Origin of the sequence: Pseudomonas sp. MF6396, assembly GCF_002018915.1 — a bacterium.
Taxonomy (GTDB): Bacteria; Pseudomonadota; Gammaproteobacteria; order Pseudomonadales; family Pseudomonadaceae; genus Aquipseudomonas; species Aquipseudomonas palmensis.
This window is the reverse complement of sequence record NZ_MVOK01000001.1, coordinates 62,813-75,408: the sequence shown is the minus strand read 5'-3', so window position 1 is coordinate 75,408 and position 12,596 is coordinate 62,813. Positions and strand designations below refer to the sequence as shown.

14 protein-coding genes and 1 pseudogene are annotated in these 12,596 nt (G+C 66.4%); 7 read left to right on the top strand and 8 right to left on the bottom strand.

Annotation, left to right across the window (positions count from 1 at the left end; all coding sequences use genetic code 11):
- Nucleotides 1-40 precede the first annotated feature (40 nt).
- The 5 genes from MF6396_RS00440 to MF6396_RS00420 are packed head-to-tail and all read right to left on the bottom strand — an operon-like array spanning nucleotide 41 to nucleotide 3,791.
- Complete coding sequence (locus tag MF6396_RS00440; protein ID WP_078479501.1) at nucleotides 41-1,021, bottom strand: FecR family protein; 981 nt, start codon at nucleotides 1,019-1,021, stop codon at nucleotides 41-43.
- Nucleotides 1,018-1,581 (bottom strand): RNA polymerase sigma factor, encoded by a 564-nt coding sequence (locus MF6396_RS00435; RefSeq protein ID WP_078479500.1) that lies wholly within the window; start codon nucleotides 1,579-1,581, stop codon nucleotides 1,018-1,020. The genes MF6396_RS00440 and MF6396_RS00435 overlap by 4 nt, the downstream gene beginning before the upstream one ends.
- 4 nt (nucleotides 1,582-1,585) lie before the next feature.
- Entirely contained in the window at nucleotides 1,586-1,912 is a 327-nt protein-coding gene (locus MF6396_RS00430) for a DUF3325 domain-containing protein (protein WP_043859708.1), read from the bottom strand.
- The gene (locus MF6396_RS00425) at nucleotides 1,912-3,489 is read right to left on the bottom strand and encodes a PepSY-associated TM helix domain-containing protein (protein ID WP_078479499.1); all 1,578 of its coding nucleotides are present in this window, start codon (nucleotides 3,487-3,489) and stop codon (nucleotides 1,912-1,914) included. Before MF6396_RS00425 ends, MF6396_RS00430 begins: the two co-directional genes overlap by 1 nt.
- Nucleotides 3,486-3,791, bottom strand: a complete 306-nt coding sequence (locus MF6396_RS00420) for a DUF3649 domain-containing protein (protein WP_078479498.1) — start codon at nucleotides 3,789-3,791, stop codon at nucleotides 3,486-3,488. Before MF6396_RS00420 ends, MF6396_RS00425 begins: the two co-directional genes overlap by 4 nt.
- Before the next feature lie 201 nt (nucleotides 3,792-3,992).
- On the opposite strand from MF6396_RS00420, the pseudogene MF6396_RS00415 reads away from it, so the two are divergent.
- The 5 genes and pseudogenes from MF6396_RS00415 to MF6396_RS00395 all read left to right on the top strand — a co-directional run bounded on the left by MF6396_RS00415 (nucleotide 3,993) and on the right by MF6396_RS00395 (nucleotide 8,946).
- Nucleotides 3,993-4,493, top strand: a pseudogene (locus tag MF6396_RS00415) (sigma-70 family RNA polymerase sigma factor).
- Nucleotides 4,490-5,419 (top strand): FecR domain-containing protein, encoded by a 930-nt coding sequence (locus MF6396_RS00410; protein WP_058540849.1) that lies wholly within the window; start codon nucleotides 4,490-4,492, stop codon nucleotides 5,417-5,419. Before MF6396_RS00415 ends, MF6396_RS00410 begins: the two are co-directional and overlap by 4 nt.
- An 89-nt stretch (nucleotides 5,420-5,508) precedes the next feature.
- Nucleotides 5,509-7,839: a TonB-dependent Fe(3+) dicitrate receptor FecA gene (fecA, locus tag MF6396_RS00405; protein WP_078479497.1), complete on the top strand. Its 2,331-nt coding sequence runs from the start codon at nucleotides 5,509-5,511 to the stop codon at nucleotides 7,837-7,839.
- Between the two features lie 248 nt (nucleotides 7,840-8,087).
- The gene (locus MF6396_RS00400; protein WP_043860410.1) at nucleotides 8,088-8,501 is read left to right on the top strand and encodes an HPF/RaiA family ribosome-associated protein; all 414 of its coding nucleotides are present in this window, start codon (nucleotides 8,088-8,090) and stop codon (nucleotides 8,499-8,501) included.
- A 136-nt stretch (nucleotides 8,502-8,637) separates the two neighbouring features.
- Complete coding sequence (locus tag MF6396_RS00395) at nucleotides 8,638-8,946, top strand: DUF3509 domain-containing protein (RefSeq protein WP_043860411.1); 309 nt, start codon at nucleotides 8,638-8,640, stop codon at nucleotides 8,944-8,946.
- Nucleotides 8,947-8,953: 7 nt separating this feature from the next.
- On the opposite strand, the gene MF6396_RS00390 is transcribed toward MF6396_RS00395, so the two are convergent.
- Nucleotides 8,954-9,424, bottom strand: a complete 471-nt coding sequence (locus tag MF6396_RS00390; protein WP_043860412.1) for a phosphate-starvation-inducible protein PsiE — start codon at nucleotides 9,422-9,424, stop codon at nucleotides 8,954-8,956.
- A 255-nt stretch (nucleotides 9,425-9,679) separates the two neighbouring features.
- On the opposite strand from MF6396_RS00390, the gene MF6396_RS00385 reads away from it, so the two are divergent.
- Nucleotides 9,680-9,943 carry a YebG family protein gene (locus tag MF6396_RS00385; RefSeq protein WP_078479496.1) on the top strand — a complete coding sequence of 88 codons (264 nt, stop codon included), beginning with the start codon at nucleotides 9,680-9,682 and terminating at the stop codon, nucleotides 9,941-9,943.
- Between the two features lie 3 nt (nucleotides 9,944-9,946).
- Here the strand turns inward: MF6396_RS00385 and MF6396_RS00380 are convergent, their stop codons facing one another.
- Nucleotides 9,947-10,969, bottom strand: coding sequence for a Leu/Phe/Val dehydrogenase (locus MF6396_RS00380; protein WP_054914877.1), 1,023 nt, complete (start codon nucleotides 10,967-10,969; stop codon nucleotides 9,947-9,949).
- A 116-nt stretch (nucleotides 10,970-11,085) separates the two neighbouring features.
- Between MF6396_RS00380 and MF6396_RS00375 the strand changes: the two genes are divergently transcribed.
- Nucleotides 11,086-11,892, top strand: a complete 807-nt coding sequence (locus tag MF6396_RS00375) for a SirB1 family protein (RefSeq protein WP_043860415.1) — start codon at nucleotides 11,086-11,088, stop codon at nucleotides 11,890-11,892.
- Between the two features lie 77 nt (nucleotides 11,893-11,969).
- Here MF6396_RS00375 and maiA read toward each other — a convergent pair whose 3' ends face one another.
- Nucleotides 11,970-12,596: a maleylacetoacetate isomerase gene (maiA, locus tag MF6396_RS00370; protein ID WP_058540845.1), complete on the bottom strand. Its 627-nt coding sequence runs from the start codon at nucleotides 12,594-12,596 to the stop codon at nucleotides 11,970-11,972.

Here is a 12,596-nt window from a genome sequence, read left to right as displayed (position 1 = left end):
TGCCGCACGTACTTACCTCACCGGGCCGTGAAAATATTTTTCAGCGCAGCAGCGTGACCCGCCCGAGCAGGGTCTTGCGCTGGAAGCCGGCCACCGCCCCCAGGGCGTCCAGCGCCGCCAGCGGGTCGGCGGCGGGGAAGCTGCCGCTGACCTTGCGCGCCGCCAGGGCGTCGTCCAGCAGCACGATGCGCCCGGGGTAATGCCGGGCCAGGTCGTCGACCACCTGCGCCAGCGGCGCCTGGTAGTAGTTGAGCCAGCCCTGGCGCCAGGCCAGGCGGTTCTCGCTGTCCACGCCCTGCACTGCACCGGCCAGGCCCTGGGCGTACTCCACCTGCTGGCCGGCCGTGAGCACCTGCTGCGCCTGCCCCGGCGCCGGCGTGACCCCGACCTTGCCCGACAGCACGGTAACGGTGGTGCCCTGGGGCTGGCGACGCACCTCGAACCGGGTACCCATCACCCGCACCTCGCCGCCATCGGCCTGCACGGTGAACGGCGCACCGGTATGCGTGACCTCGAAGAACACCGCGCCGCGCCGCACCTGCACGCGACGCTGCCCACCGCTGAAGTCCACGTCGATGGCGCTGTCGGCATCCAGCAGCAGGTGCGACCGGTCGGCCAGGGTCACGGCCTTGAGCTCGCCCACCGCGGCCACGTAATCGGCGCCCAGGTCATCGACCCAGTTGGCCGGGTGCCAGCCCGCCCCCATCGCCACGCCCAGTACTACGCTGGCAGCCAGTGCCAACCCGGCCACACGGGCCGGCCAACGGCGCCGAGGCCGGTCCATCGCGCGCAGGTAGGCCTCCAGTGCCGGGGCGTCTTCGGCGGCCAGGCGTGCTGCAGGCGCGGCGGTCTGCTGCCACAGCGCCTGGGCCTGGCGCCAGGCCTGCGGGTGCGCAGGGTCGGCCAGCAACCAGCGCTTGAACGCGGCGCCCTCGGCACGCGCGGGCTGCTGGTTGATCTGGCCGAGCCAGGCGAGCGCGGCCTGCTGCTGTTCGGCGGTAGGTGGGGCTGGAGCGTTCATCGCGGGGCATTCCCTGGCTTGCGGGGCACGGCAGGCTCGGCGGCGATACTCGCCTTGCAGGCCTCGAGGGCACGCATCATATGTTTTTCCACGGCGCTTTGGGACAGGCCCATGGCCCGCGCAATGTCGGCATAGGTGCGGCCATGGATACGGTTGAGCAGGAAGATCTGGCGGGTGCGCTCGGGCAGCTCGCGCAGGGCAGCCTCGATCCGACGCAGGTCGCTGTCGGCCTCCAGCGCGGCCTCGGGCTCGCTGGCATGGTTGTCTTGATGCGGCGCCAGCAGGCTGTCGCTGACCCGCTCGCGGGCGCCTTGGCTGCGCAGGTGGTCGATGGCGATATTGCCGGCGCAGCGCAGCAGGTAGGTGTCCAGCGCCTCGACCTCGACCTGCGGGCGACGCCAGAAGCGCAGGAACAGTTCCTGCACCAGGTCGGCGGCGGTGGCCCGACAGCCCACGCGGCGGCTGACCAGGCGCTCCATGCGCGCACGCTGCGCCACGAACACCTGCACGAAACGTGCGCGGCCCGGGGCGTCGTCGTGGCTGTCGAGCGGCTCGCTCATCGTTTCAGTACGGCGCCAGCAGTGCCAGCGGCGCCAGCACCAGGCTGGCCGCGGCCAGGCCCAGCAGCAGGCGCGGGGCGTAGGGAAGGACGAACACCCACGCGCACAAGCCGCCCATCACTACCGCGCTCAGCTCCACCAGGCCCATGGCCCAGCCGCTGTGACGCACCGCCAGCCCCAGTGCCACGGCGATCAGCAACCAGCCGCCCATGCGCAGGCCACGCAGGCGGCGGGGCGTGGGCTTGTGCCCCAGCAGGTCGGTGTAATGGCGCTCCATGGCCAGGCACAACGCCGCCACTGCGGCAAAACCGAACAATGCGATGGCCAGCATCACTGCACCTCGCTTTCGATCAGCGGTGCGACCCTGGGCGTGCGTGCCGCGCGCTTGGGCGCCAACACCTGCGGGCGCAGCATCTTGCGCGCCATCCAGGCCAGCAGCAGGCCACAGCCCAGCGCCGTGAGGTCGAACCCGGCAATCATCCAGTCGCCCTGGGCGATCGCAGGCAGCAGGCCGGTGCCGGTGGTCAGGGCGTTGAGCACCGGCAAGGCGGCGAACAGTACCGCGCCCAGCAGCAGTTGCTCGCCCCAGGCGCGGCGCCCGGGGCGCAACAGTGCGTGCAGCAGGGCCAGGCCCCAGACGGCAAAGAAGCTGTCGACCTCAAGATCGGCACGTCCTTCAAGGGCCACCGGCAACAGGCGGTTGGCCCAGAAGAACGCCGCCACGGCGAGGATCAGCCCGCTCATGCTGGCGATGTTGAGCACCTCGACCAGACGCAACTCGAAGGGCTGGGTGCCGCTCTTGGCGTGCTTGAGCTGGCGCTTGCCCAGCCACATCACCAGCCCCGTGCCGATCACGGCAGTGCCGGCCAGGCCGAACACGAAGTACAGCCAGCGCAGCGTCGGGCCGGCGAAGTGGCCCATGTGCAGGCCGTACATGCCGGCGGCAATCACCAACGGTGTGCTCTGCTCGCCCGGGGCCTTGAGCGGGGTGCCCTGCACGCCGTCGAACAGCCAGCCGGTGCCGCGGTTCTGGGCGATGCCCTCGTTGCTGGCACGCACCAGGCGCACCCGTGCGTTGAGGTCACCGGGGTTCTGCACCTCGACCCAGCTGATCTCGCTGCCGGGCGCCTGCTGGCGCGCCTGGGCATACAGCTGCGCCAACGGCACCAGCGGTGCCGGGGTGCCCGCCGGCTTGACCGGCTCGTCGCGCGAAAACAGCTCGTTGTAATAGGCCTGGAGGTTGTCGCCATACATCGTGCTGATGCTGGCCGGCATCACCATGGCCATGAAGATCACCAGGCTGCTGTAGCTGATCATCAGGTGGAACGGCAGCACCAGCACGCCGATCGCGTTGTGGCCGTCGAGCCAGGAACGCTGGCCCTTGCCGGGGCGGAAGGTGAAGAACTCCTTGAAGATCTTCTTGTGGGTGATGATGCCGGTGACCAGCCCCACCAGCATCATCAGCGCGCAGAAGGTCGACAGCCAGCGGCCCCACGGGTAGGGCATCTGCAACTGGAAGTGGAAGCGGTAGAAGAACTCGCCGCCGCTGCTGTCGCGCGGGTGCAGTTGATTGCCGGTGGCGGGGTCGAGGATCTTTTCGTTGAAATCGCGCCGGCCAGCGCCGGGTGCACGCCAGCCCACGCGCAGGGTCGGGTCGCGCGCTTCGGGCAACTGGATGAACCAACTGCCGGCATCGGCGGCGTTGGTTTGCAGGTAGCGCTGCGCCAGGCTCAGGCTGGCGGTGGTGTCGAGGGTGCGGTACGGGATCTCCGGCTGGGTCCAGTGGCTGATTTCGCTCTTGAAGTACGACAGCGTGCCGGTGAGGAAGATCGCGAACAGCAGCCAGCCGAAGATCAGCCCGGCCCAGGTGTGCAGCCAGGCCATGGCCTGGCGAAAGCCTTCTTTCATGGGGTTTGCATCCAGTAGGCCAGGCCGTTGATGGCGGCCAGCGCGGCGCCGGGCAGCAGCACCCCGAGCCAGGCATGCCAGGCGCTGCGACAGGCGAAGCACCAGAGGATCGCCACCAGGTAGAACAGAAACGACAGCATCATGCCGGTGACGACCGCGTCGGCCTTGGGCATGGGCAGCAACAGGGTGATGCACACGCTGGCCATGGCCGCCAGCAGGTAACCGCCGAGCAGCGCCGCGAGGCTGCGCGAGGTCACGGTCAGGCGATAACTGAAGGGCAGCCCGGCGGCTTTGCTTTTCATGACAGCGGGTCCAGTGTGAGGAGGGGCGTAATATTAATGATTAATATTCGCAGATGCAAAGACACCGCTTCAAACGGCCCTGAAGAAGCAGATCGGTGGTATGGCCGCTTGCAGCGGGTGGCTTGAAGCCTGTGGCGTCAAATCCTACAATGCGAACAATTCTTATTCTTTTGCGCATCCCCCGGCGCCGGAGTTGTCACGGTGCCCAGTGCCCAGCCCGCCCCTGCTTCGCTCGAAGGCCTCTACAGCGCCCATCACAACTGGCTCACCGGCTGGCTGCGACAGCGCCTGGGCTGCCCGCACAGCGCCGCCGACCTGGCCCAGGACACCTTCATGCGCCTGCTGTAGGCGCGCGAAACACCAACGCTCAACGAACCTCGCGCCTTCCTCACCACGGTGGCCAAGCGCGTGCTGTTCAACCACTACCGCCGCCAGGACCTGGAACGCGCCTACTACCAGGCACTGGCCCAGCTACCCGAAGCGGTGGCGCCTTGCGAAGAACATCGCGCGATCATCCTGGAAACCCTGATCGAACTCGACCGGCTGCTCGACGGCCTGCCCGTGGTGGTCAAGCGCGCCTTCCTGATGGCCCAGGTCGACGGCCTGGGCTACGCCGACATCGCCCGGGAGCTGGGCATTTCGCTGGCCACCGTGAAGCGCCATCTGAACAAGGCGGCCATGCGCTGCTACTTCGCCCTGTGAACGCCCAGGAATTCTCGCCAAAGGTGGCAGAACAGGCGGTGCACTGGCTGATCGAACTGCAGGGCGGTGCCCTCGACAGCCGCCAGCAACTGGCCATGGAGCGCTGGCTGCAGGCCAGCGAAGAACATCGTCGCGCCTGGGAACACATACAGCGGGTCAATCAGCGCCTGCGCGGGCTGTCTTCGCCACTGGCGCACGCCGCCCTGCAGGCGCCACGCTCGGCCAGCCGGCGGCGCGCGCTCAAGGCGCTGTTGCTGCTCGGGGTGGGCGGCGCCTGCGGGCTGGCCCTGCAGCAGCACAACCCGCTGCCGCCCCTGCTGGCCGACTACCGCAGCCCGCTGGGCCAGCGCCGCCAGATGCGCCTGGACGACGGCACGCACCTGCACCTGAACACCGCCAGCGCCGCCGACGTGCGCCTGGACCGCGAACAGCGGCTGATCCACCTGCTCGAAGGCGAACTGCTGCTCAATGTGGCCGACGACCCCCGCCCCCTGCGCGTGGTGACCGGCAACGGCCTGCTGCAGTTGTCGAGCGGGCGCTTCAACGTGCGACAGTGGGCCGACCACAGCCAGGTGGCGGTGCTGCAGGGCCGGGCGATGCTTGCCGGGCATGCGCTTGAAGCCGGGCAGCAGGCGCGTTTCGACGGGCCACGCTGGGGCGCCACCCATGCGGTGGATGCCAACACCGGCGCCTGGGTCGACGGCATGCTGGTGGCTGCGCATACGCGCCTGGGGGACTTCATCGACGATCTGGCCCGCTACCGTCGCGGCCAGCTCACGTGCGATCCGGCGGTGGCCGACCTGCTGCTGTCGGGCAGCTACCCGCTGGCCGACAGCGAACGCATCCTGGACCTGCTGGAGGTGTCGCTGCCGGTGCGCGTGCGGCGCTTCACCCGCTACTGGGTCACGGTAGAAGCCCGCGCCTGAGATTATTTTCAGAACCTTGAGCCGTTTTTTCATCTCGCGTGACAGAGAAGGCAGAACCCTTTGCCCCGACCTTCTCAAGGACCCTTTGCATGCCGCTTCGCCTAAGCCCCCTCGCCCATGCCCTGCTGCTGGGCGCCAGCCTCACCTTCGGCGCCGTTGCGCCCCTGCACGCCGCCCAGGCACGCACCTACCACATCGCCCCGATGTCGCTGGAAGACGCCCTGAACCAGTTCGGGCGTGAAAGCGGCGTGCTGATCTCGTTCGGCTCGCAGGTGCCCCAGGGCGTGAAAAGCCGTGGGCTGGAAGGCGAGTATTCCACTGCACAGGGCCTGGCCGCGCTGCTTGAAGGCACCGGCCTGCAGGCCCGCGCCGAAGGCGACAACGCCTACAGCCTGCAACCGCTGGCCCCGGCCGCCGGCGCGCCGCTGGAGCTGGGCAGCTCCAGCGTGGTCGGCGACTGGCTGGGTGAAGCCACCCAGGACAACGTGTTCGAACACCCCGGCGCACGGGACGTGATCCGCCGTGAAGAGTTCGAACGCACCGGCGCCAGCAGCGCACGGGAAGTGCTCAACCGCATACCCGGGGTGAATGCGCCGGAAAACAACGGCACCGGCAGCCACGACATGGCGCTGAACTTCGGCATTCGCGGGCTCAACCCGCGCCTGGCCTCGCGCTCAACGGTGCTGATGGACGGCATTCCGGTGCCGTTTGCGCCCTATGGCCAGCCACAGCTGTCGTTCGCGCCGATCAGCCTGGGCAACATGGACGCGGTGGACGTGGTACGCGGCGGCGGCGCCGTGCGCTACGGGCCGCAGAACGTGGGCGGCATCGTCAACTTCGTGACCCGCGCGATCCCCGACGAACCCACGCTGAAGGCCGGCCTGCAGACCCAGACCAGCCCCTCCTCCAGCCACGACGGTTTCAAGAGCAGCGCCAACCTGCTGGCCGGCGGCACCGCCGACAACGGTCTGGGCGGCGCGATCCTGTATTCGGGCACCCGCGGTGGCGACTGGCGCGAGCACAGCGACACGCAGATCGACGACCTGATCCTCAAGGGCAAGCTGCAACTGGACGAGGCCAACAGCCTGCATGCAATGGCGCAGTACTACGAGGGCGAGGCGCAGATGCCCGGCGGCCTCAACGTGGTCGACTACGACGCCGACCCGTATCAGTCGACCCGCCTGCAGGACAAGTTCTGGGGCCGGCGCACGATGTTCAACGCCGGTTACGACTACAAGGAAGGCGAGCGCCAGTTCAGCGTCAACAGCTTCTTCACCAAGACCCTGCGCAGTGGCTACCTGGTGCAGAACAGGTCGATCTCGCTGTCGCCGCGCGAGTACTGGGTGCGCGGCATCGAAACCCGTTTCACCCAGGGCTTTGCGCTGGGCGACAGCCACCACGAGGTGGGCCTTGGCTACCGCTACATCAACGAGGCCGGGCACGAGCTGCGCTACATGGAGAGCGTCAGCGCCGGCCAGTTGCCGACCACCTCCAGCCCCAACGACCGCGACACCCGTGGCGGCACCGATGCCCATGCGCTGTTTCTGGATGACCGCATCGACATCGGCCAGTGGACCATCACCCCGGGTATCCGCTACGAGATGATCAAGTCGCAGCAGAGCAACAAGCTCAAGGGCCTGGAATACAAGGGCGACTACAACACCGCTTTGCCGGCGCTGAACGTGATGTACCACCTGAGCGACAGCTGGAACCTCTACGCCAACACCGAGGGTTCGTTCGGCAGCGTGCAGTACAGCCAGATGCCCAACCGCGTGAACCAGGGTGAAGTGAAGCCCGAGAAGGCCCGCACCTGGGAGCTGGGCACGCGCTACGACAACGGCAACCTGCAGGCCGAGGCCGGGCTGTTCCTGATCAATTTCGACAACCAGTACGAAAGCAACCAGACCACCGACGACGTGATCGCCCGTGGTGAAACCCGCCACCAGGGCCTGGAAACGAGCGTGAAGTACGCGCTGGACGGCCTCACGCCGGCGCTGGCCGGGTTCGATGTGTACGCCAGCTATGCCTTCGTTGACGCGACCATCCGCGAAGATGGGCCGAACAAGGGCAATCGTGTGCCGTTCTCCTCCAGGCACAAGGGTACGCTGGGGCTGGGTTACACCGATGGGCCGTGGAAGCTGAACCTGGACAGCACCTACCAGAGCAGCCAGTTCGCCGACAACGCCAACACCTCGGCCCAAAGCGCAGACGGCGCGGCCGGGCGCATCCCGGGCTACATGCTCTTCAGCAGCCGCGCCGGCTATGACTTCGGGCCGCAGCTGTCGAACCTGAACGTGGCGGTGGGGGTGAAGAACATCTTCAACCACCAGTACTTCACGCGCTCGTTCGACGACAACAACAAGGGCAAGTATGTGGGTGAGCCACGGACGGTCTATCTGCAGACATCGGTCGCTTTCTGATCGGTAGCGCCTGCTTCGCCGGCAAGGCCGGCTCCTACAGGAGCGCACCTTGCCGGGGGGCCGCGCATTGACTCAGGACACCCCCAGACAACCTTTCACCTGTTTAATTGCCACAAAATATTTTTCTTCTTCAAGCACTTGAAAAGTTCTGCCAACTGCCTGACCTTGTAGTCAAGAGGCGATGATTTCCACAGGCCGCAATGGCCCGCATCGTTCTCTTGCGAGCTAGCTGAATAAGGGATTGAACTATGCAAATCCAAGTCAACAGCGACAACCATATCCAAAGCAGTGCCCGTCTCGAAGAGTGGGTACGCACTACGGTAGAAAGCACGCTCGAACGCTACGAAGAAGACCTCACCCGCATCGAAGTCCACCTGCGCGATGAGAACGGCGACAAGCCAGGCCCCCACGACATGCGCTGCCAGATGGAGGCACGCCCCAAAGGCCATCAACCGATTTCCGTCAGCCACAAGGCCGATAGCCTGGAGCAGGCCATCGAAGGCGCCGCGACCAAACTCGAGCATTCCCTCGAGCACCTGTTCGGCAAACTGCGCGGCAAACGTGGCGTGACCCAGAAGGTCGCAACCGCCCCGGCAGCCGATGCCCTGCTGCAGGAAGAATTCCTGGAGAACGAGCAAGCCCTGCAGGCCCGTCAGGCCTGACAGCCTAGGCAATGAAAGAAGGCGAGCCACGGCTCGCCTTTTTTATTGACCACTCGGCACCTGCCTCGCAACGCCACCTGAACCAACCTGGCAAGGGCCCGGTCAATCAGAACATGTCTTTGCCAGGTACAGCCCCATGATCAACCCCTTCCAACAGATCAACGCTGCATTTGCCGACACCTACCGGGTCAACCTGAGTATCGAGCGGCTCGATGGCAGCATCATGCTGACCCTGTCCGACGATCAGGGCGTGGTGGCCAAGCGCCTGATCAGCCCGGCCCAGCGCAATGACCCCAAGCGCCTGGCGCGCCTGATCGAGAGCGTGCGCTTTGGCATTGCCATCGAGCAGGGCCACAGCGCCATGGAGATTCTGGCCAGCATGACCCGCGACGGTGCACGCACCCCGGGCCTGCGCGCCGCCAGCGAGCGCCGCGCGGGGGCGTGAGCCAAGGCTACTTGGCCTCTTCGATTTCCTTGCCGCTGGCGTCGATGGCCTTGGTGGAGGGGTAGCGCGACGAGGCGTAGCGCACCACCAGGATCGAGAACGACAGCAGCAGGATCCCGCCGCACACATACAGCAGGCCCACGTCGGGGGCCTTGTGGTGCGACACGTCGCCGATCAGCAGGCGCGTAAGCGCGGTGATCGCCACGTACAGCAGGAAGCGGATGGGCATGTGGTTGGTCTTGAAGTAGATCCCCACCATCGCCCCCAGCTCCAGGTAGATGAACAGCAGCAGGATGTCATCGACGCTCACCCCACCCTTGCCGATCATCTCGATGAATGCCGACACCGCTGCATAGGCGGTGATGGCACCGATGCCGAACAGTGCCAGGTAATGAAAGGCCTCCACGCACAGGTTGCCCAGCGAATCCGCCGAGCCATGCAGGCCCTTGCGCACTTTTTCAGCCCATTTGATGTTCACGATGCGAATTCCTTGGAAACGACGAAGGGAGGATGCGCCACCCAGGTGACGCTTTGCCTGCATGCAGTAAAAAGGCCAGCGGCACAGCTTGAGAAGGCGACCGATTGCCGCAAGACACCCGCCACCCCACCATTGCGAGCAAATTGGGCTATAAAAATGCCACTACCCAAACGTGGTGGTTTGCCTTATGCTTTTACCTGTATAAAAACACAGTACTCGTACACATCAATTATCGAAAGGCATGTGAGGTGATGAATGGCCGTCGAAGTGGTATACCGCAGCAGCCGCGATCTGGAGCGCTTGTTCATGGATAAAGCTGAAGCAGACCGTCACGACAAGATGCTCGAGCTGGCCGAACTGCTCGCCGAGGTACTGCTGAAGGCCGTGCCGTCGCTGAGCGAACAGCAGGTCGAGGAAGCGGGTATCTACATGGCGAAGAACCGCGATGTGTTCGCCAAGGCCTTCAAGAGCCAGCCCGACGCGTTGTCCGAGCTGCTTGCCGAGCAGCCCGCCGAGTAGGCATCAGGCGTTGTACACCAGCTTCTCGGCCAGTTGCTGGGCCACGCGGGCCGGCGAACTCTTCTCGGCCTGGGCGTGGGCGAAGACCTCGGTCAGCCGCGTGGGGATGCGCGCCAGGTGCGCGGTGATGGTGCCAAGGTCCTGGCCCTGGTGGGTCAGCGCCACGTAGATCAGCCCGCCGGAATTGATGATGTAGTCCGGGGCATACAGAATGCCGCGGGTTTCGAGCTGGTCGGCGACCTGAAGGTGGGTCAGCTGGTTGTTCGCCGAGCCGGCCACCGCGGCACAGCGCAGCTGCATGACGCTCTGGCTGTTGAGCACCGGGCCCAGCCCGCACGGCGCGAAGATGTCGCAAGGCGTGCTGACCAGCGCTTCGCTGGCCACCGGCAGCGCATTCAACTGCTCCATGGCCAGTTGCACCCGCCCCGGGTCATGGTCGCTGACCAGCAGTACCGCCCCCGCCGCATGCAACTGCTCGGCCAGGGCAAACCCGACATTCCCCAACCCCTGCACAGCCACGCGCAACCCTTCCAGGTTGTCGGTGCCCAGGCGCGCCATCGCCGTGGCGCGGATGCCGGCGAACACGCCCATGGCCGAATGCGGCGAAGGGTCGCCGGCGGTGGTGGTACTGGTGACGTGCCGGGTGCTCTGGGCGATGCAGTCCATGTCCAGGGTCGAGGTGCCGCTATCGGTCGCGGTGATGTAGCGCCCCTCCAGGCTGTCGACGAAGCGCCCGAAGGCCTCGAACAGCGCGGCGCGGTTTTCCACATGGGGGTTGCGGATGATCACCGCCTTGCCACCGCCCAGCGGCAGGCCCGCCAGGGCAGCCTTGTAGCTCATGCCCTGGGCCAGGCGAATGGCATCGGTCATTGCGGTGTCGTCGTCCGGGTAAGGCAGATAGCGACAACCGCCCATGGCCGGGCCCAGCCGCTGGTTGTGAATGGCGATCACCGCCTTGAGGCCCGTGGCCGGGTCGACGCACAGGTGCAGTGAGTGGGTGCGCGTGCTTTGCATGAGAGCGAACATTGCCCAGCCCTCGTGAGTCAGTGCTCCCACCAGTATAGGCGGCGCGAAGGCACACGTTGCGGCACTGGACGAACGCCCCTGCCGGCGCTACAACAGAAGCTTGAGCGGAGACTGCCATGACCCCACGCCAAGCCTGCCTGGCCTGCCTGGAACGCAACCCCGCCGCCCTGTTCGAGGCGGCGCTGTGGATCGCTGCCGAACACGATGCCAGCGTGCAGCCGGCCCAGGTGCTGGGCGAATTGCAGCTCGTGCAGCAGCAGGTCAGCCAGAGCCTGCCCATGCTGCCGGTGAGCGAACTGGCGCAGCCGTTGCTGCGGGCGCTCAGCGCGGCGGGCTTCCAGCAGGACGAATATCACCCATTGCGCCCGCAGGCGGCGCTGCTGAACAAGGTGCTGCAACGTCGTCGCGGGCAACCGCTGGCACTGGCGATCCTCACGCTGGAGCTGGCCCGCGGGCTGTCGATACCACTGGAGGGGGTGAATTTTCCGGGGCATTTCCTGTTGCGCGTGCCGGGGGCCGATCACCTGCTGGACCCCTGCGGCGGGCGCCGGTTGTACCCGGCCGATTGTCGCGAGTTGCTCAGCCGCCAGTTCGGCCCGCAGTTGCCGTTGAGCGCCGAGCATCTGGTGACGGCCAGCGCACAGCAGATGCTGCAACGACTGTCGCGCAACCTGCGTCAGTTGCATGCGAGCAATGATGATGACCTGGCGGCGCTGAAGGATGCCGAGCGGGTGTTGTTGCTGGGCTCGGCCAGCGCCAGCGATTACCTGGCGCGGGCGACCCTGTATCAGCGGCTGGATTGCCCGCAGGCAGAGCGGTTTGATCTGGAGCATGCGCTGATGCTCACGGATGACCCGATCCAGCGGTTGCGCCTGACCGAGCGGCTGAGCCACCTGCCGCCGCCGACGCCTTCGGTGCACTGAAAGCTTCGCCGGCCAGGCCGGCTCCTACACGGGCCGCGCAGCGCCTGCAGGAGCCGGCCTGGCCGGCGAATGGGCCATCAGGGGGTATCCGGCTGACGCGAAGGATGCGCCTGCACGAACGCATCATGCTCACCGGCCAGCGCCACCACCCGGCGAATCCGTGGCCAGCCCGACAGGTCCACATTGAACCGTTCGGCCGCATACACCTGCGGGATCAGGTACACATCCGCCAGCCCCGGCTCATCGCCGAAACAGAACCCCGCCTCGCCGATCATCTGCTCCACCGCCGCCAGCCCCTGGGTGATCCAGTGGCCGATCCAGGCGTTCACCTGGGTGTCGTCATGCCCCAACTCACGCAGCTGGTTGAGCACGCTGACATTGTGCAGCGGGTGGATGTCGCAACCGATCAACGCCGCCACGGCGCGCGCCTGCGCCCGCGCCACCGGCGACTGCGGCAACAGCGCAGGCTGTGGATAAACCTCCTCCAGGTACTCGATGATGGCCGGCGACTGCACCAGCAGCTCGCCCGAGTCGATACGCAGCGCCGGGATGCGCCCCTGGGGGTTCAGCCCCAGGAACTCGGCCTCGCGCTGCGCGCCCTTGAGCAGATTGACCGGCAGCGACTGGTAATCCAGCTGCTTGAGCGCCAGCGCAATGCGCACGCGGTACGACGAGGTAGAACGGTAGTAGGTATACAGTTCCAT

Coding starts and splice junctions, on each gene's coding strand:
- MF6396_RS00440 (WP_078479501.1), bottom strand. CDS start 1,021: ATGAACGCTCCAGCCCCACCTACCGCCGAACAGCAGCAGGCCGCGCTC.
- MF6396_RS00435 (WP_078479500.1), bottom strand. CDS start 1,581: ATGAGCGAGCCGCTCGACAGCCACGACGACGCCCCGGGCCGCGCACGT.
- MF6396_RS00430 (WP_043859708.1), bottom strand. CDS start 1,912: ATGCTGGCCATCGCATTGTTCGGTTTTGCCGCAGTGGCGGCGTTGTGC.
- MF6396_RS00425 (WP_078479499.1), bottom strand. CDS start 3,489: ATGAAAGAAGGCTTTCGCCAGGCCATGGCCTGGCTGCACACCTGGGCC.
- MF6396_RS00420 (WP_078479498.1), bottom strand. CDS start 3,791: ATGAAAAGCAAAGCCGCCGGGCTGCCCTTCAGTTATCGCCTGACCGTG.
- fecA (WP_078479497.1), top strand. CDS start 5,509: ATGCCGCTTCGCCTAAGCCCCCTCGCCCATGCCCTGCTGCTGGGCGCC.
- MF6396_RS00400 (WP_043860410.1), top strand. CDS start 8,088: ATGCAAATCCAAGTCAACAGCGACAACCATATCCAAAGCAGTGCCCGT.
- MF6396_RS00395 (WP_043860411.1), top strand. CDS start 8,638: ATGATCAACCCCTTCCAACAGATCAACGCTGCATTTGCCGACACCTAC.
- MF6396_RS00385 (WP_078479496.1), top strand. CDS start 9,680: ATGGCCGTCGAAGTGGTATACCGCAGCAGCCGCGATCTGGAGCGCTTG.
- MF6396_RS00380 (WP_054914877.1), bottom strand. CDS start 10,969: ATGTTCGCTCTCATGCAAAGCACGCGCACCCACTCACTGCACCTGTGC.
- MF6396_RS00375 (WP_043860415.1), top strand. CDS start 11,086: ATGACCCCACGCCAAGCCTGCCTGGCCTGCCTGGAACGCAACCCCGCC.
- maiA (WP_058540845.1), bottom strand. CDS start 12,596: ATGGAACTGTATACCTACTACCGTTCTACCTCGTCGTACCGCGTGCGC.